General features: G+C 69.7%; 12 protein-coding genes and 1 pseudogene. 4 read left to right on the top strand and 9 right to left on the bottom strand.

The genetic code is table 11. The features are described 5' to 3' along the window. Positions 1–5 precede the first annotated feature (5 nt). Positions 6–1244: a sarcosine oxidase subunit beta family protein gene (locus LX88_RS19985; RefSeq protein WP_258949670.1), complete on the bottom strand. Its 1239-nt coding sequence runs from the start codon at positions 1242–1244 to the stop codon at positions 6–8. Between the two features lie 69 nt (positions 1245–1313). Here LX88_RS19985 and LX88_RS19980 point away from each other — a divergent pair, with 69 nt between their 5' ends. Further along, positions 1314–1973 carry a GntR family transcriptional regulator gene (locus LX88_RS19980; RefSeq protein WP_258949295.1) on the top strand — a complete coding sequence of 220 codons (660 nt, stop codon included), beginning with the start codon at positions 1314–1316 and terminating at the stop codon, positions 1971–1973. Here LX88_RS19980 and LX88_RS19975 read toward each other — a convergent pair. The 5 genes and pseudogenes from LX88_RS19975 to LX88_RS19955 form a co-directional block, all read right to left on the bottom strand. Further along, a complete protein-coding gene (locus tag LX88_RS19975; protein ID WP_258949294.1) occupies positions 1957–3090 on the bottom strand; it encodes an aromatic ring-hydroxylating oxygenase subunit alpha in 1134 nt (377 codons plus the stop codon). The two genes, LX88_RS19980 and LX88_RS19975, sit on opposite strands and share 17 nt — an antisense overlap. Before the next feature lie 46 nt (positions 3091–3136). Then, positions 3137–5584, bottom strand: a complete 2448-nt coding sequence (locus LX88_RS19970; RefSeq protein ID WP_258949293.1) for a GcvT family protein — start codon at positions 5582–5584, stop codon at positions 3137–3139. Further along, positions 5581–6666 carry an S-(hydroxymethyl)mycothiol dehydrogenase gene (locus LX88_RS19965; protein WP_258949292.1) on the bottom strand — a complete coding sequence of 362 codons (1086 nt, stop codon included), beginning with the start codon at positions 6664–6666 and terminating at the stop codon, positions 5581–5583. Before LX88_RS19965 ends, LX88_RS19970 begins: the two co-directional genes overlap by 4 nt. Before the next feature lie 14 nt (positions 6667–6680). After that, positions 6681–7325: pseudogene (glyA, locus tag LX88_RS19960) on the bottom strand (serine hydroxymethyltransferase); the annotation flags it as partial. Between the two features lie 255 nt (positions 7326–7580). Then, positions 7581–8363, bottom strand: a complete 783-nt coding sequence (locus LX88_RS19955; protein WP_258949291.1) for an IclR family transcriptional regulator — start codon at positions 8361–8363, stop codon at positions 7581–7583. A 179-nt stretch (positions 8364–8542) separates the two neighbouring features. On the opposite strand from LX88_RS19955, the gene LX88_RS19950 reads away from it, so the two are divergent. Next, the gene (locus LX88_RS19950; RefSeq protein ID WP_258949290.1) at positions 8543–8860 is read left to right on the top strand and encodes a bifunctional 3-phenylpropionate/cinnamic acid dioxygenase ferredoxin subunit; all 318 of its coding nucleotides are present in this window, start codon (positions 8543–8545) and stop codon (positions 8858–8860) included. 13 nt (positions 8861–8873) lie between these two features. Here LX88_RS19950 and LX88_RS19945 read toward each other — a convergent pair whose 3' ends face one another. Beyond that, positions 8874–11771, bottom strand: a complete 2898-nt coding sequence (locus LX88_RS19945; protein ID WP_258949289.1) for an ATP-binding protein — start codon at positions 11769–11771, stop codon at positions 8874–8876. Positions 11772–11904: 133 nt separating this feature from the next. Between LX88_RS19945 and LX88_RS19940 the strand changes: the two genes are divergently transcribed. Together LX88_RS19940 and LX88_RS19935 are read left to right on the top strand one after the other, a co-directional pair. Further along, positions 11905–13464 (top strand): S8 family peptidase, encoded by a 1560-nt coding sequence (locus tag LX88_RS19940; protein ID WP_258949288.1) that lies wholly within the window; start codon positions 11905–11907, stop codon positions 13462–13464. Between the two features lie 21 nt (positions 13465–13485). Continuing rightward, the gene (locus tag LX88_RS19935) at positions 13486–15018 is read left to right on the top strand and encodes a S8 family serine peptidase (RefSeq protein ID WP_258949287.1); all 1533 of its coding nucleotides are present in this window, start codon (positions 13486–13488) and stop codon (positions 15016–15018) included. A gap of 70 nt (positions 15019–15088) precedes the next feature. Here LX88_RS19935 and LX88_RS19930 read toward each other — a convergent pair whose 3' ends face one another. Together LX88_RS19930 and LX88_RS19925 are read right to left on the bottom strand one after the other, a co-directional pair. Beyond that, positions 15089–16894, bottom strand: coding sequence for a trypsin-like serine protease (locus tag LX88_RS19930; protein ID WP_258949286.1), 1806 nt, complete (start codon positions 16892–16894; stop codon positions 15089–15091). 144 nt (positions 16895–17038) lie between these two features. Further along, complete coding sequence (locus LX88_RS19925) at positions 17039–18604, bottom strand: phospholipid carrier-dependent glycosyltransferase (protein WP_258949285.1); 1566 nt, start codon at positions 18602–18604, stop codon at positions 17039–17041. Positions 18605–18760: the final 156 nt, after the last annotated feature.

The following is an 18760-nucleotide window of genomic DNA, read 5'->3' as shown; positions in this document are numbered from 1 at the left end:
GCTCCTCAGTGCGCCACGGCGGCGGCGCCGTGCTCGTCGACGAGAGCGCCCGTGGTGAAGCGCTCGAGGGTGAACGGCTCGTTGAACGGGTGCGGCTTGTCGTGGGCGATGGTGTGCGCGAAGCAGTCACCGACACCCGGTGTGGCCTTGAAGCCGCCGGTCCCCCAGCCGCAGTTCAGGTACAGGCCGCCGACGGGCGTGAGGCCGACGATCGGCGAGGCGTCCGGGCTGACGTCGACGATGCCCGCCCAGGTCCGCAGCAGGTGGGCCCGCGCGAAGACCGGGAACAGCTCCAGCGCCGCCGACATCTGCTGCTCGATGATGTGGAACGAACCCCGTTGCCCGTAACCGTTGTAGCTGTCGATGCCCGCCCCCATCACCAGTTCTCCCTTGTGCGCCTGGGAGACGTAGACGTGCACGGCGTTCGACATCACGACGGTCGGGTGGACGGGTTCCAGCAGCTCGGAGACCAAGGCCTGCAACGGGTGTGAGGCGAGCGGGAGGCTCAGTCCGACCATCTTCGCGAGCACCGAGCTGTGGCCGGCCGCGCACAGCGCGACCTTGCCGGCGGCGATGCGGCCGCGTGACGTCTCGACCGCGGTGATCCTGCCTTGGGACGTCTCGAGGCCGGTGACCTCGCAGCTCTGGATCAGGTCGACGCCCATCGCGTGCGCGGCGCGTGCGTAACCCCAGGCCACGTAGTCGTGCTTCGCGATGCCCGCGCGCGGCTGGTAGGTCGCCCCCAGCACCGGGTAGCGGACGTCCGGCGAGGTGTTGACGATCGGGCAGATCTCCTTGACCCCGTCGGGATCCACCCACTCCGCGTCGATGCCGTTGAGCCGGTTGGCGTTGACCCGCCGGACGCTGTCGCGCACGTCCTGCAGGCTGTGCGCCAGGTTCAGCACACCGCGCTGGTCGAACAGGATCGGGTAACCGAGGTCCTCCTCCAGGCCCTCCCACAGCTTCAGCGAGTGCTCGTAGATGCCGGAGCTCTCGTCCCACAGGTAGTTCGACCGGATGATCGTGGTGTTGCGGGCCATGTTGCCGCCCGCGAGCCAGCCCTTCTCCAGCACCGCGACGTTCGTGATGTCGTGCACCTTCGCGAGGTAGTACGCGGTCGCCAGGCCGTGGCCTCCACCGCCGACGACCACGACGTCGTAGGAGGACTTCGGTTCCGGGTCGTCCCAGAGGAAGTCCGGGTGCTCCGGCAGGTGCGCTCCGGGCGGCTGAGCCGAGCTGGTCATGCGCGACGCCTCCAGCTGAGTCATCTGGTCGACTACTGGTATATCAGTCCGTGCGTTACGGTAGGTCACATGAACGCACGGGTCAACGACGAGCCCGCCTCCGTCTCACTCACCGAGCAGGCCTACTCGGTCCTGCGGGATCGCCTGGTGATGCTGGAGATCAAGCCGGGTGAGCCCATCAACGAGGACAGGCTCCGCACCGAGCTCGGCGTCGGCCGCACCCCGATCCGCGAGGCCCTCAAACGGCTGGAGCAGGAACGGCTCGTCGTCGCCTTCCCGCGCCGCGGCACGTTCGCCACCGACGTCAACATCTCCGACCTCTCACACATCTCCGAGGTGCGCAGGACCCTGGAACCCCTGGCCGCGGCAGCCGCGGCCGACCGCGCCACGGCACAGGACAGGGCCGCGCTCACCGACCTGCGCTCGCGCCTCGACACGGCGGCGCCGACGGGCGACAACACGGAGCTCCTGCGCACCGACGTCGGCGTGCACCGCGCGATCTACGGGTGCGTGCACAACCCGTTCCTCGAGGACACCCTGATCTCCTACGACAACCTGGCCACCCGGATCTGGTGCGTCTTCCTGCCGCGGCTGTCCGGGATGGCCGGTCACGTCGATGAGCACGTGCCCCTCCTCACCGCGATCGTCGAGGGCGACGCGAAGAAGGCGAGCGAACTCGCCTCCCAGCACGTCATCGGTTTCGAACAGGCGATCAGGGCGTTGATCTGACGGCCAGCTTCTCCTGCACCCAGCGGTGGAACTCCCCGATGTGGTGCTCGGAGGGGACCAGCACACCCCCGTTCGCGTAGGCCCGCGACGACATCGCGGGCTGACACCGTTCGCAGGCCTCGAAGTCCTGCTCGTTGACCCGGTGGAAGAGCTCGACGGACCGCGACACGTCCTTGCCGGTCGCGACGACGTCCTTGGCGTAGAGCCAGTCGCACTCGACGACCGTGCGGTCGGCGGCCATCGGGAACATCCGGTGGATGATCACGTGGTCCGGCACGAGGTTGATGAACACCTGCGGCCGCACGGTGATCGCGTAGTACCGGCGTTCCTGGTCGGAGGCCACGCCGGAGAGGTTCTCGAAGCCCTCGCTCCCGTCGATCGTGAAGCCCTTGATCTCCTCGCCGAACACCGCCCCGTGCCCGACGTAGTACTGCGCGGCGTACCCGTCCGCGAACTCCGGCAGGACCTCGGTGAGCTCGGGGTGGATGGTCGCGCAGTGGTAGCACTCCATGAAGTTCTCGATGATGAGCTTCCAGTTGGCCTTCACGTCGTAGGTGATCCGGCGGCCCAGCTCCAGTTCGCTGACCTGGTAGTTGCCGATCGCGTCGAGGTTGCCCAGGCGTTCCCGCACGTCCTGCTGCACGGTCTCCTCGAACGACGCGGGCTCGTCGGCCAGCGAGATCCACGCGTAGCCGAGCCACTCCCGCAGGTGCACGGTCTTGAGCCCGTACTCGACGCGGTCGACGTCCGGCATCGACGTGAGGTTCGGCGCGGCGACCAGCTTGCCGTCCAGGCCGTAGGTCCAGGCGTGGTACGGGCACTGGAAGTTGCGCTTGACCGTGCCGTTCTCCTCGGTGCACAACTTGGCGCCGCGGTGTCGGCAGATGTTGAGGAACGCGCGCAGCGAGCCGTCGCGGGAGCGGGTCACGAGCACGCTCTCGCGTCCGATCTGGACGGTGCGGAAGTTGCCGGGGTCCGGGAGATCGGCGCTGCGGACCGCGCAGACCCACATCCGCTCGAAGATGTTCTGCTGCTCCAGCGCGAAGATCGCCGGGTCGGTGTAGGTGTTGCCGGGCAACGTGGGGATCAGGCTGGACGGGAGTTCGGTCGCGGTCATGGTGGCTCCATGAAGGGAAGTCGGTACAGGAGAGATCGCGTCAGCGTCAGGACCGGATCCGCGTCATCTTGGGGTCGAAGAGCGGTTCGGACGACACGACGGCCTGGACGCGGTCACCGAAGTACTCGATCTCCACCGCAGTGCCTTCGACCGCCACTTCGGTGGGAAGCCAGGCGTAGGCGATGTTCTTGCCGATCGAGTACCCGCGAGCCGCACTGGTGACGTACCCGACCGCCACCCCACCCGCGAACACCGGTTCCGAGCCCATCACGACCTGGTAGTCGTCGTCGATGACCAGGCACGTGAGCTTGCGGGCCGCGGTCTCCTCCGACCTGCCCTCCAACGCCTTGCGGCCGTGGAAGTAGCCCTTGTTCATCCGGACCGCGAAGCCCAGCCCCGCCTCGAACGGGTCGTGCTCGGTGGTGACGTCGGTGCCCCACGAGCGGTAGCCCTTCTCCAGCCGCATGCTGGTGAACGCGCTGCGGCCGGCGGCGATGACGCCGTGCCGCTGCCCGGCCTCCCAGAGCGTGTCCCACAGCCTGCGCCCCATGTCGGCAGTCGTGTAGAGCTCCCAGCCGAGTTCGCCGACGTACGACAGGCGCATCGCGGTGACCGGCACCTCGCCGACGAACGCTTCCTGGGCCTTGAAGTAGCCCATCGCCTCGTGGGAGAAGTCGGTGCGGGTCAACGGCTGCAACAGGTCGCGGGCCAGAGGTCCCCACAGGCCGATGCAGCACGTACCGGGCGTGATGTCGGTGATGTGCACACCGCCGTTGGGTGGCATGCGCCGGCGCAGCCAGTCGAGGTCGAGCGGGCCGTTGGCACCGACCTGAAACCGGTTCTCGCCGAGCCGGGCGACGGTCAGGTCGCTGCGCACTCCCCCGTCCTCGTTGAGCAGCAACGTGTAGACCACCGCGCCCGGCTTGCGGTCGAGCTGGTTGGTGGTCATGGTCTGCAGGAACGTCAGCGCCTCCGGACCGCTGACCTCCAGCCGCTTCAGCGCGGTCATGTCGAACATCGCGACCCGCTTGCGCGCGACGAGGGCCTCGGCGCCGGCGATCGGGGACCAGAACCGGGACGCCCACTCGTTGCGTTCGGGGATCTCCGCGACCTCGGGCAGCGAGGCGTTGGCCTCGTACCAGTGCGGCCGCTCCCAGCCCGACGCTTCGAGGAACACCGCGCCGAGTTCCCGCTGCCGTTCGTAGAACGAGCTGGTGCGCAAGGGCCGGGGCTTCTCGGCTGGCTGCAGCGGGTGCAGGACGTCGTAGACCTCGACGAACGCCCGGCAGCTGCGTTCGTGCACGTAGCCGGGCGAGCGCTGGACGTCCTCGAACCGGTTGAGGTCGCAGCCGTGCAGGTCGATGCCCGGCTGCCCGTCCACCAGCCACTCGGCCATCGCCTTCGCGACGCCGGCCGAGTGCGTGATCCACACGGCTTCGGTCACCCAGAACCCGTTCAGGCCGGGGTGTTCGCCGAGCAGCGGGTTGCCGTCGGGGGTGAAGGAGAACAGGCCGTTGACGCCTTCCTCGACCTTCGAGTCGGCCAGCACCGGCAGCAGGTCGACGGCGGCGTCCCAGGAGGTCTCGAAGTCCTCCGGGGTGAACGCGATCTCGGACGGCATGGTCGGTGCCACGTCGAAGTCGAGGATGTCGTCCGCCGAGATCGGCATCGGGCGGTGCCCGTACGCGCCGATGCCCACGCGGTCGACGTGCTCGCGGAAGTACAGGTCCGCGTCCTGGTGGCGCAGCAACGGCTTCGACATCTCGGACAGCTCGGTGTTGACGCCCTTCAACGCCGGCAACGGGGCCGTCTTCGCGTACTGGTGGGCCATCGGGACGAGCGGGATGTCGAGGTCGACCATCCTGCCGATGCGCGGGCCCCACATGCCGACGCAGGACACGACGACGTCGGCCGGGAAGGTGTCGTGCTCGGTGACGACGGCTTTCACCCGGCGGCCGGTGCGTTCGATGCCGGTGACCTTGTGATGTGCCAGGAACTTCGCGCCGCGCTCCATCGCCCTGCGTGCCTGCGCCTCGGCCGCGCGCAACGGCTTCGCGATGCCGTCGCCGGGGATGTGGAACCCGCCGAGGATCTTGGCCGGGTCGAGCAACGGGTGCAGCCGCGCGCACTCCTCCGGGTCGCGCAGGAAGCTTTCGACACCCCACGACGTCGCCCAGCCGTGGCGGCGTTTGATGTCCGTCCAGCGTTCCGGGGTGGTGGCGACCTCCAGTCCGCCGAGCTGCTGGAAGCACCACTGGTCGTCCAGCGTCAGCGCCGTGTACTTCTCGACGGTGTACTTGGCGAACGACGTCATGGTCCTGCAACCGGTCGTCTGGAAGACCAGGCCCGGCGCATGGGAGCTCGAACCGCCGGTCGCGAACAGCGGTCCCTGTTCGAGCACGGTGACGTCGGTCCACCCCCGCGCGGTCAGTTCGTCGGCCAGCGCGCATCCGACGATGCCCGCGCCGATCAGCACGACTCTCGGCCGGCTCACAGGACCACCACCGAACGAAGCACGCGGCCGTGGTGCATGTCCTCGAACGCCTTCTCGACGTCGCCGAGCCCGATGGTCTCCGAGACGAACGCGCCCAGGTCGAGCCGGCCCTGCAGGTACAGGTCGATCAGCATCGGGAAGTCACGTGAAGGCAGGCAGTCGCCGTACCAGGACGACTTCACCGCGCCGCCGCGCGAGAACACGTCGATCAACGGCAGTTCGAGCTCCATGTCCGGGGTCGGCACGCCCACGAGCACGGCGAGTCCGGCGTGGTCACGGGCGTAGAACGCCTGCCGGAACGTCTCGGGGCGGCCGACCGCGTCGATCACGACGTCGGCGCCGTTGCCCTCGGTGAGTGCGCGGATCGCCTCCACGACGTCCTGCTCGCGGGCGTTGATCGTGTGCGTGGCACCGAACCTCTCCGCCCACCGCAGTTTCGTGTCCTCGAGGTCGACGGCGATGATCGTGCGCGCCCCCGCCAGCCGGGCGCCCGCGATGGCCGCGTCACCGACACCGCCGCAGCCGAGCACGGCCACGCTGTCGCCGCGGGTGACGCCGCCGGTGTTGATCGCGGCCCCGATGCCCGCCATCACGCCGCAGCCGAGCAGGCCCGCGACCTCCGCCGGTGCCTTCGGGTTCACCTTCGTGCACTGTCCTGAGTGGACGAGCGTCTTCTCCGCGAACGCGCCGATGCCCAGCGCGGGCGACAGCGGCGTGCCGTCCTGCAGCGTCATGGGCTGCGCCGCGTTGTGGGTGTTGAAGCAGTACTGAGGCCGGCCGCGCAGGCAGGAGCGGCACGAACCGCACACCGCGCGCCAGTTCAGGATCACGAAGTCACCGGGTTCGAGGTCGGTCACGCCGTCGCCGACGGCCTCGACGACGCCCGCGGCCTCGTGCCCGAGCAGGAACGGGAACTCGTCGTTGATCCCGCCCTCCCGGTAGTGCAGGTCGGTGTGGCAGACCCCGCAGGCCTGCACCTTCACCAGCGCCTCGCCCGGACCGGGGTCCGGCACGAGGATCGTCTCCACCGTGACCTTGGCCCCGCGCCCCGCCGCGACGACACCGTTCACCGCTTGTGCCACTTCGTTCGCTCCTGTCAGAGGTGGGGGTAGAGGGGGTGCTTCGCGGCCAGGTGTGCGACGCGAGCGGACAGGTCGTCCTCGTCGGAGGACGGCTGCAGAGCGGCCGCGATGATGTCCGCGACCTCGGTGAAGTCGTCGGCGCCGAAGCCCTGGGCGCCGAGCGCGGGAGTGCCGATCCGCAGGCCGGAGGTGATCATCGGCGGGCGCGGGTCGAACGGGACGGCGTTGCGGTTGACGGTGATCCCGATGCGGTGCAACCGGTCCTCGGCCTGCTTGCCGTCCAGTGCGGACTCGACGAGGTCCACGAGCACGAGGTGCACGTCGGTGCCGCCGGAGAGCACCTTCACGCCGGCTTGGGCGCAGTCGGGCCGCGTGAGGCGTTCGGCCAGGATGCTCGCGCCTTCGAGGACGCGCTGCTGCCGTTCGCGGAACTCGCTGCCCGCCGCGAGCTTGAACGCGACGGCCTTGGCCGCGATGACGTGTTGCAGCGGCCCTCCCTGCTGGCCGGGGAACACCGCGGAGTCGATCTTCTTGGCCAGCTCCTGCCGGCAGAGGACCACACCACCGCGCGGACCACCGAGCGTCTTGTGCGTCGTGGTGGTGACGATGTCGGCGAACGGCACGGGGTTCGGCCGCTGGCGGTGCAGCTCGGCGCGGATCCCGGTGGCGACCTCCGGGTCGGGCTCGTCGAGGTCCTGGTCCAGAACCGTGGTGGTGGGAACGGAGAGCGACAACGGGCCAACCCTTCCGAGGACGTTCCGCAATACGCAACGAGGTTCGCATTATGCAACTACAGCCGCATCACGGTGCGACCCGCACGAGCCGTTGTCAAGCCCTTGTCGCACGGACGGAGGCACCCGAAAAGACGAAGAGCCCCCAGGCGCGGCCGGGGGCTCTTCGTTCCTGAACGTCTTTCACAGCACGGGATGCCCCATGCGGACGGAGAGGTCACGGGACGCGACCCGCAGCTCCTCGACGATCTCGGGCATGCGCTTCTGCGAGAGCCGGTAGGCGGGCCCGGCGGCACTGATCGCCGCCACGACGTCGCCACGTGAGCCGAACACGGGCACGGCGACCGCGTGCAGCCCGGCCTCCAGCTCCTCCATGCAGGTGGCGAACCCGTCCTCGGCGGTGCGGCGCAGCACGCAGCGCAGCTTCACGGGATCGGTGATCGTGCCAGGGGCACAGGACTCCAGGTCGCCGGAGAGCAGGCGTTCCTGCTCGGCCGGCGGCGCGGCGGCGAGCAGGACCTTGCCGCTCGACGTGGCGTGCAACGGCGTGCGCTGGCCGATCCAGTTCTGCGCCGCCACCGCCGAACTCCCCCGCGCCTGGCTCACGTTGAGGGCCACGTCGCTGTCGAGGATCGCGATGTTGACGGTCTCCCCGAGCCGGTCGGCCAGCGCGGAGCAGACCGGGCCTCCCACCCGGACGTAGTCGAGCTGGCCGCTCACCGCGCCGGCGAAGCGGAGCATGCCGATGCCGATCCGGAACGGGCCGCGTTCGCCTTCCTGCTCCACGAGCTCACGGGCCTGGAGCGTGTAGACGAGTCTGGACGCGGAGGACTTGTGCACGCCGAGCTCGGCGGCGATCTCGGTGATCCCCGCTTCTCCGTTGCGGGCCAGCAACTCCAGCACCGCCACCGCCCGGTCGACCGATTGCACCAGCGCCGGGTCGCGCCCCTCCCCGTTGTTGCTCATCACGCAACAGTATCCGATTGACGCAACGCTGTGTGGCGAATGAACAGCAGGGCGTTGCCCCGAGAGAGCGACCTGGATGCCTGCGTGACTTTGGACCCTTGACGCGTCACGAACGCCTCCGTCATCCTCCTGTTGCGTATCGCACACCCAGTTCCGCAATACGCAACGGAGGGTTTCTGATGATCACCGCATGCGCCGTCGACGACCTGCCACCGGGCGAGTCCGTGCGGATCGACGGCAAGCCGGCGATCGCGGTCTTCAACGCGGACGGCGAGTTCTACGCGATCGACGACACCTGCAGCCACCAGGACGCGTCGCTGTCCGAAGGCTGGCTGGAGGGATGTTTCGTGGAATGCCCGCTGCACGCCGCCCTCTTCGACCTCCGCACCGGCATGCCGACGTGCCTGCCCGCCAAGAAGGCCGTGCGCACGTATCCGGTCGTGGTGCGGGACGGCGTGGTCTACGTGGACACGGGTGGCCGCGAAGCCGTGGCGTGACAACCGCCGCCACTCAGGCCAGGTCCTCCGCCTGCAGCTCGGCCCGCGACGACACCCCGAGCTTGCGCAGCACCCGTGCCGCGTGCTGCTCGACGGTGCGCGGCGACAGGAACAGCACGTCGGCGATCTTGCGGTTGGTGTGGCCGGCGACCAGCAACCGGGCGACCTCCTGCTCGCGCGGCGACAGCTCGTCGCCGTAGCCGCGCCGGCCGCGCCGCGACGGTTTGCCGCCGCCGATGCTGCGCAGCTGGTGCCGGCAACGGGCCGCGTCGCGGGTGGCGCCCAGTCCGTCGAACGTGTCCACCAGGGCCGAGAGGATCTCGGCCGCCTTCTCGTGGTCGGACGACAGCAGGCAGGCGGCTTCGCGTTCGGCCACCAGCGCGGCCGGGTAGGGCGCGGGCAGTGCCGAGTACCGGTCCACCGCCTCGCGGAAGAGCGAGATCGCGGTGTCGAACCGGCCGCGTGCTTCGGCGAGCAGGCCGCGGCACCAGGCGAGGGCGGCGAACGCCATCGGGGCGTCCCTGCCCTCGATTCCCCCCGCGATCTGCTCGATGAGCGTCTCCGCGTCGGTCTCCCGCCCGGCCGCGAGGAACGTGGCCACGGCGACCGGGCCGAGTTCGGTCGCCCACACCCACACGCCCTTCGTGCGCACGATCGCGAGGCCGCGGTCGACGTCCACGCAGGCGCGGGTGATCTCGTCCTGGGCCAGCATCGTCCGTGCGAGCGCCGCGCAGCCCGCGACGGCGACCGGTGTGATCGACTCCTCCGGGGCGAACGCGCCGGTCTCGGTGAGGTAGCTGGTCGCCTCCGCCCACTCGCCCCGTGCCATCGCCAGCGAGCCGAGGACCAGGCACAGCTCGCTGGCCAGCGGGAACAGGTCGCGGTACTCGTCGAGCAGGCTCGACGCCCGGTCGGCGAGGCCGTCCCAGTTGCCGGTCATCCAGTCGAGGCGGGTCCTCGTCGCGTGCGCGGTGCTCGCGGTGAACGGGGCACCGCACTCGGCGGCGAACCGCAGGCCGTCGCGCAGCAGGTCGGCGCACCGGCTGAAATGACCGGTCGTGGTCATGGCGTCCGCGAGGTTGCAGTGGGCGCGGGCGAGCTGGCGCAGTTCGCCGGAGGTGGACGCGGGCCGGAAGTCCCATTCGGCCAGTACCGAGGGGTCGCCCGTGTGCATCTTGGAACCGACCTCGTTGGCGTACAACGCCATCTTCTGCTCGAGGTCGGTCTCGGCGGCGCGGGCGCGGCTGACGCTGTCGAGCCAGGGCTGGACCTCGCTCATCGGGGTCATGCCCAGGTAGGACAGCCCCAGCACGGCTTCTCCCCGTGCGGCCAGTTCCGGGAGCTCGGTCAGGTCGGCGACGGCCCGTTCGAGCTCGGAACGGGCCTCCTCGATGCCGCCGGCCTGGCGGATCAGCAGCACGCCCCGGTAGTGCCGGACCTGCCCGCGCGCGGCGGTCGACAGCCGCCGGTCCGACAGCAGGCGTTCGAGCGCCTCGGTCGGGTCCAGCTGGTCGAGGCCCTGGTGGGCGACCTGACCCAGCTTGATCGCGAGCCGGTCGACGTCGGCCACGGGCACGGCCGGGTCGAGCAGCAGCCGTTGCAGCAGGGCCGTGGCGGTACCCGCGTCGCCGTTCTCCACCGCCCTGTCCGCGGCGGCCTCGCCGTAGCGCAGCCACTCGGACGTGCGCCCGGCGCGTTCGCTGTGCTCGGCGAGCTGCACGAGCGGACGCGGTTCGACCCGGTCGAGCACCTCGACCGCACGGCGGTGCAGCTCCTGGCGGTCCGGTCCGCTCAACGTGTCGTAGACGGCCTGCTGGGCCAGCGCGTGCCGGAAGCCGTACCGCCGTGCGTCGACCTCGTGCAGGACGTGGCCCGTCAGCGCGTGCGTCAAGGCAGCACGGCTCTCGCTGATCTCGGCCACGTCGCCGAGCAGTTCGGCGGACGCGGGCGCGCCCAGCACCGCCGCGGCCTCGACCAGCCGGGTCGCGGCGGCGGGCAGCGCGGCCAGGCGTTCGGCGATGGCGTCGCGCAGCAGGACCGGAACGTCCACGTTGTCGAGCAGCCTGCGGGCCGTGGCGCCGTCCGCGTGCACGGCACCGGCGGGATTTCGCAACGCCCGCAACGTCTCCTCGACCACGAACGGGATGCCCGCCGTGCGTTCGTGCAGCTTGGCCGCGAACTCCGCCGACACCGTCTCGCCGTCGAGGATCGCGGACGTCAGCGCCCGCACCTCGGCCACGTCGAGCGGTTCGAGCTCGAGCAACGCGCTGGTGATGCCGGTCGGTGGCCGGTACGCCGAACCCAGGGGCACGCCACCCGGCACGTCCTCGCGCCGGTAGGTGACCACGATGGACAGGTTGGCCGGCGGATCGCCCATCAGGAACCGCAGCAGCTGCCGGGAACCGTCGTCGGCCCAGTGCAGGTCCTCGACGATCAGGAGCACCGGCCCGAGCACGCCGAGCAGTTCGCGGAGAGCGCGGAACAGCCGATGGCGGTCGGCGCGCGGATCACCGGTCGAGGGCAGCGGCGCGGGCAGGTACCCGGCGAGTTCCGGCAACAGTGAACCGAGCACACCCGACACCGGGCTCAGCCGCGAGTGGTTGCGCGCCAGGCGATCCGTGCAGTCGCGCAGCGCCTCCAGCACCGCGCCGTACGGGAACGGCTCCCCCACCGGCTGGCAGTGGCCCATGAGGACGGAGAGCGGCCCGAGATCGGTGTCCAGCAACTCCCGCACCAGGCGCGACTTCCCGACGCCCGCCTCGCCCTCGATCATGACCACCGCGGGCTGGTTCGGCACGGCCGCCCGTAGCGCGCCGAGCTGGTCACCCCGGCCCACCAGCACCGGCGAGCTGGTGCGCATCAGTCCGCCGGGGTCGCAGCGCCGCGCCCTGGACTTCGGTGTCCGGCTCATCCGCACCGATGTTAGGCGAAAGACGGGTATCCCTACGTAGAGATATCCGGATTGTTCGCCGTTCGGCCTCGATCGATGGTGATCGGCACGTGCCGCCCATCCCTGCAGTGGCGGCCAGAACGGAGAACCCGAGATGCGACTCGATCGCACGACACGCGTGCTCGCGGCCGCCGGCATCGGCCTGGCCGTCGCGGCGGCGGTGAGCAGCCCTGTTTCCGCTCAGACGGGCTCGATCCAGAAGACCGACAAGCCGGTCGCGGGCAGCTACATCGTCGTGTTCAAGGACGGTGCCAGCGACGTCCCGACCACCAACGCCAAGGCGCTCGACCTCGCCCGCAAGCACGGCGGCAAGGCCAGCTTCACCTACGTCGCGTCGGTGCGCGGCTTCGCCGTCAAGCTGGACGAGGCGGCGGCGCGGCGGCTCGCGACCGACCCGTCGGTGGCCTACGTGCAGCAGGACGGCTGGGCGAGCATCTCCGACACCCAGACCAACCCGACGTGGGGGCTGGACCGGATCGACCAGGCCAACCTGCCCGTCGACGCGAAGTACACCTACCCGAACACCGCGCCGAACGTGACCGCGTACGTCCTGGACACCGGGATCTACAAGGCGCACACCGAGTTCGAGGGCCGGGCCAAGGACGGCTACGACTTCATCGACAACGACCCGGACGCCTCGGACTGCCAGGGCCACGGCACGCACGTCGCCGGCACGGTCGGGTCGAAGACGTACGGCGTGGCGAAGAAGGTCAGCCTGGTCGCGGTCCGCGTGCTCGACTGCTCCGGCAACGGCCAGTACTCGCAGATCATCAAGGGCATCGACTGGGTCGCGCAGAACGCGAAGAAGCCCGCCGTGGCGAACATGAGCCTCGGCGGCGGCGCGGACTCCACTGTGGACAGCGCGGTGAAGCGCGCGATCGCGGCGGGCGTGACGTTCGGCCTGGCCGCGGGCAACAACAACGGCAACGCCTGCAACACCTCTCCCGCCCGTGTGCCGGAGGGCATCACGGTGGCCGCCAGCGACTCGGCCGACAAGCGGTCGATCTACACCGGCGGGCAGGCCTCGAACTGGGGCTCCTGCGTCGACCTCTTCGGGCCCGGCTCGAACATCACGTCGACCAAGAACGGCGGCGGCACGACGTCCATGGGCGGCACCTCGATGGCCACCCCGCACGTCGTCGGTGCCGCCGCGCTGTACGTGTCCGCGAACCCGTCCGCAACCCCTGCCCAGGTTCGCGACGCACTGGTGAACAACGCCACGACCGGCAAGATCACCGACCTCCAGGGCTCGCCGAACAAGCTGCTCAACATCAGCTTCATCAACGGCGACCCCGACCCGGAGCCGTGTGCCGCGGCCACCAACGGTGACGACGTGTCCATTCCGGACACCGGCACCGCTGTCACGTCGTCGGTGAACGTCACCGGCTGCACCGGCAAGGCCTCGGCCACCACCCAGGTCAAGGTCGACATCAACCACCCCTACACCGCTGACCTGGCCATCGACCTGGTCGGTCCGTCCGGCGCCACCTACAGCCTCAAGAAGGCCAAGGGCGCCACCTCGTCCGCCGGTGTGCACGAGACCTTCACGGTCGACGCCTCCGCGGAGAACCGCGACGGCACGTGGAAGTTGCAGGTGACCGACGTCTGGACCTACGACGCCGGGAACATCGACACCTGGACCCTGACGTTCTGACGACGCCCGGAAGGACTTCCCATGCACCGCACCACCTGCGGGCTCGCTGTTCTGTTCGTCGCCTCCGCCCTGCTGGCAACTCCGGCGCAGGCGGCTGAGGCCGACTTCGTCAAGGCCCGCAACCCCGTGGCCGGCGGCAGCTTCATCGTGTCGCTCAAGCCCGGTGCCGCCGTTCAGGCGTCGTCGAGCGCTCTCACCCAGAGGTACGGCGGCACCCTCGACGCCGTGTTCTCCCACGCCATGCGCGGATTCCAGGTCAAGAACCTGACCGAGGCCGCGGCGCGGAAGCTGGCGGCCGACCCCGCCGTCAAGGCCGTCTACCAGGACGGCACCGCGAAGGCGCTGGACGTGCAGACCAACCCGACGTGGGGCCTGGACCGCGTGGACCAGGCGAACCTGCCGCTGGACAAGAAGTTCACCTACCCCAGCGGTGGCGCGTCCAACGTGACGGTCTACATCACCGACACGGGCGTGAAGACGTCGATCGCCGACTTCGAGGGGCGCGCGTCCGTGGGCGCGGACTTCATCGAGGACGGCCAGAACGGTCAGGACTGCTCCGGCCACGGCACCCACGTGGCCGGGACGGTCGGTTCCAAGACCTACGGCGTGGCGAAGAAGGCCAAGCTGGTCTCCGTCCGCATGCTCGGCACGAGTTGCGGGAGCAGCGGCCCCGACTCGGCCGGTGTCAAGGCCATCGAGTGGATCACGGCGAACGCGCAGAAACCCGCCGTGGTCAACGCCTCCTGGACCTTCGACACCGCCGACATCGGCAACGACGCCATCGCCGGCATGGTCGCCTCGGGCGTGCAGATGGCCGTCGCGTCGGGCAACAGCTCGGCGAACGCCTGCTCCACCGGTCCCGCCAAGATCGCGTCACTGATCACCGTGAACGCGACCTCGTCCAACGACGCACGCGCCTCGTTCTCGAACTACGGCTCGTGCACGGACATCTTCGCCCCCGGTGACGGCATCACCTCGCTGGGGCTGAACGGCGGCGCCACCAACATGTCCGGCACGTCCATGGCCACCCCGCACGTCGCGGGTGTCGCGGCCCTGTACCTGTCGGCCAACCCGTCCGCGAGCCCACAGGCCCTGCGCGACGCGCTGGTGAACGGTGCCACTGATGGCAAGGTCACCAACCCCGGTACCGGTTCGCCGAACAAGCTGCTGTACAGCGGGTTCATCGGTGGCGGTCCCGACCCGGTGTGCGGCCCCGGCACGAACGGCGACGACGTGTCCATTCCGGACACCGGTACCGCCGTCTCGTCGTCGGTGACGATCTCGGGCTGCACCGGCAACTCCACGGCCTCGGCAACCGTCAAGGTCGACGTGAACCACACCTACACCGGCGATCTGGCCATCGACCTGGTCAGCCCGTCCGGCAAGTCCTACGTGCTCAAGAAGGCGGGCGGTTCTTCGTCGTCGGCGGGGGTCCACGAGACCTACACCGTCGACCTGTCCTCCGAGGCGCGCAACGGCACCTGGAAGCTGCAGGTGAAGGACGTCTACACCTACGACGTCGGCAACATCGACACCTGGACCCTGACGGTCTGATCGTCGCGCAACAACAAGAAGAGCCCCGGAGCAGTGCTCCGGGGCTCTTCCCTGTTCCCCTGGCGGGGTTCTAGCGGGTGACGGTCAGCGTGAACGTCGTCGTGCCGGTCTTCCCGTCGGCCGAGGTGGCCTTGATGGTGATCGGGTAGGTGCCGGCCGGGGTGGAGAAGTTGGTGAAGATCCAGACGTTGCTGCTGCCGTTCTGGCCGATCGTGGCCGGGTTGAACGACAACTGCGCGCCGGTGGGCACACCGGACGCGGTCAGCGTCAGGTTTCCGGTGCCACCGCCGGCCTTCACCACGGTCTGGCCGAGCAGCCCCTGCTTGACGGTGGCGGACGACGGCGACGCGGTCACCGTGACCTCACCGGTCGGCGGTTCGCTGCCCTCGACCGTGAGCGACACCGTCGTGGTGGCGGTCTTCCCGCCGGCGTCCGTGCCCGTCACCGTGATGCTGGACGTGCCGGCGACAGCGGTGCTGGAGACGTCCAGCGTCAGCTTGGACGAGCTGCCCGCACCCACCGAAGCCGGCTGGAACGTGGCCTTCACGCCGCTCGGGACACCCGACGCCGACAGGTTGATCGTCTGGCCGTCGCCGTTCGACGAGATGGTGGTGGAGACGTACTTGCCCTTGGCCGCCTTCACACTGCTCGGCGAGGCTCCCAGCGTGAAGTCGCCCGGCTGCGGGTCGCCGCCACCGGTGACGGTCAGCGAGTACTTGCCGGACGCCGTCTTGCCGCTCGGCGTCGTGCCGCCGACGGTGACCTCGTAGGTGCCGTTCGGGGCCGTGGTGCTCGCCTCGAACGTGACCTTCGCCGAGTTGCCGGTGGTCACCGACGTCGGTTGGAAGACCGCCTTCACGCCGCTGGGCAGACCGGAGGCGGACAGCGTGGCGTTCTCCGCGCCACCCGAACCGGCCGTGGTGGTGATGCCCGCGGACACCGTCTTGCCTGCCGCCACCGAACCGCTGCCCGGCGCGACCGTCAGCCCGAAGTCACCGACCGGGGGCTGCTCGCCGACCTCCGTCTTGACCCAGTCGCCCATCTCGTTGTCGAGGCGGCCGTAGATCGAGTACCACTTGAAGTCCGACCGGCTCCACGACGCGACGCCGTAGATCTTGCCGTCGAAGATCAGCGGGCCGCCGCTGTCACCGGGCAGGATCGTGATCCGGCCGTCGGAGTACCCGGCGCAGATCATGGTCGCCGACTTGAAGCCCGCGCCGACGCCCTGGCAGGCGCTGTCGCCGTTGACGACCGGCAGGCTCGCCTTGTCGAGCGTGACGTCCGCCGAGGTGTCGTTGAAGTCCTTCTTGCCGTAGCCGAAACCGAGACCGGGCTTGCCCGGCGCGGCGCCACCGGCGTCCGCCGAGGTGGCGAACTTCGGGTAGGCGGCACCGCCCTTCAACGCGATGTCGCGGTCCACGGTCACGACGGCGACGTCGTACCCCTGGTCGAAGTTGACGTACTTCGGGTGCTTCTTGTAACTGACGACGTTCACGGCGAAACCGGCGCCGGAGCCGCCGTTGAAGTCCTTGAGGTCGTCGAGCCCGTAGACGAACCTCTTCTCCCCCTGGGCGTCCGCGCAGTGCGCCGCGATCAGGATCTTGCGCGGCGCCACGACCGTGCCGGAGCAGGTCTGGCCCTCCGGCCGGGTGCCACCGGCGCGGATGCCCGCGATGATGCCGGGGAACTCGCTCACGGTGGCGTTCTGCCCGCCGACGAACATGGGCGAGGCGTCACCGAGGTTGGCGGGGACGGTGTCCCCCAGGTAGTTCGCCGCAGGGGCGTTCGGCGGTGCGGCGTTCGCGATGCTGACCGGCGTCAGCACCGTGGCCGCGACCAGGGCCAGCAGGCCCCAGGACCGTGGTGTTCTCGTCACGTTGGTTCCTCTCCGGATCTCGGAACGGACCACCTCAGGGCAGGGACGGCGGCCGTTCGCTGCGATCACTGTCGGAGCCGCGCACGTGCGGAACAATCAGGGTTCGCATCCGTAGGGGTACGGAACTTTCTCCCAGGGCCTGCCCTATGGGCGGCGGAAGATCGTGATGGAGTGGCCCACGACGTCGATCGGCGTGCTCGTGTCGATCAGTGCCCGCAGCACGTCGTCGGCCTTGGCGATGGCCGTGTTGGACACGACGAGGAGCCCCTGCACCTGGTCCGGCGGCACCTCACGCGGGTCGGCGGCACTGATGCCGTAGTGCTCGGGCACACCGGAGCCCTTGTAGACGAGCCACTTCCGCTCGCCGGAGTACCGCTTCAGCCGGTCGGCCAGCCTGCCCAGGTCCTGGCCCCAGTCGACGTTCGAGTCGTGCAGGTGCAGGTGGGTCTTGGACGGGCCGCCGAAGATCTCGTTGGAGTACGGCAGGTAGCAGGGGAACGTCCACAGTGAACTGGCGGCGACCGCCACGACCGCGAGTGCGGCGTAACGGCGGTGCGCGACCATCGCGGCGGCGACCGCGAGGAACATGGGCACGAAGATCGCGTACCGGACGCCGAGGTCGCGGTTGCCGGTCATCGCGAAGAGCAGCAGTACGGCGGCGGGGGCGAGGACGTACGCGGCCGCCGGGCGTTTGACCATCGCGACGGCTCCGGCCGCCCAGAGGAGCAGGGCTCCCAGCGGTGTCTTCACCAGCAGCGCGACCGGCAGGTAGTACCAGTGCGAGCCCTCGTAGTGCGTGCCGAACAGGTAGCCGCCCCAGACGCGGTTCTCGAACCCCAGCTGGACGCGCATGCCGTCGAGGTAGGGCTCGGGGAACGGCAGCAGGCCGACCGGCGCACCGGGCAGGCTGGGCGGGGTCTCCCAGCACAGCAACGGGTCCACGGCCAGGTACGACGCCCACACCACCGCGACGGCGACCAGCACCATGACGAGCACGGCTTTGGCGCGTGCGTGCCAGAAGGCCAGGAACAGCAGTACCGGGACCGCGGCCAGGGTGTTCATCTTGGTCGCCAGGGCCGCGCCGAGGGCCAGCCCGGCGAGCGGCAGGTAGAGCCCGGGGTCGGTGCGCGCACGCCACAGCAGCCAGGCCGAGGTGAGCAGGAACCCGGCCGCCGGAACGTCCAGCGTGGCCAGCGATCCGTGGGCGACGAGGTCGGGCGAGAACGTGTACAGCGCGAGCGCGACGAGGCCGCCGGACGCGTTGGTGACGTCGCGGGCGAACAGGAGGACGACCACCCCGAACAGCAGCGTCAGCACGATCATCGGCAGCCGGGCCGCCAGCAGCAGTGCGCCGGGGTCGTTGCCCGACTCGTAGAGCACGTGCCTGCCCAGTTCGGTCTGGTCGCCCTGGAAGCCGGGGTCGAGGCGGACGTCGGCGAACGCGAGTCCGGTAGCCATGATCAGCTTGCCCAGCGGCGGGTGCTCGGGGTTGTACCGGAGGCTCTGCTGTTGTGACTGGAAGACCGTCGCGCCGATGTAGACGGGTTCGTCGACGGTCGGCGTCTGCGCGACCGCGGTGGTGACCATCGCGATCGCCATCTGGGCCAGCAGCACGGCCGCGGCCAGCACGAACAGCCAGCGTCGTGGTGCTCTCACCGGCACCGGTGGCGGCAGCGCCTCGACGGGGCGCTGGATCGTGGCGAGCGACAAGACCGTTTGGTCCTCTCACGGGGTTGGACGAACCCGACACTTCCCGAAACGGGATGCCCGCCGGATCGGTTGCTCCACACATCCGCTGCAGAGGGTTGCGCAGTCCCACTGCTGCCACTGGTGCTGCAGCGGAAATTCGTTTCAGAGAGACGGTTA

It is taken from the genome of Lentzea californiensis (assembly GCF_024648825.1).
Lineage (GTDB): Bacteria > Actinomycetota > Actinomycetes > Mycobacteriales > Pseudonocardiaceae > Lentzea > Lentzea californiensis.
This window is presented reverse-complemented; position numbering and strand designations above follow the sequence as displayed.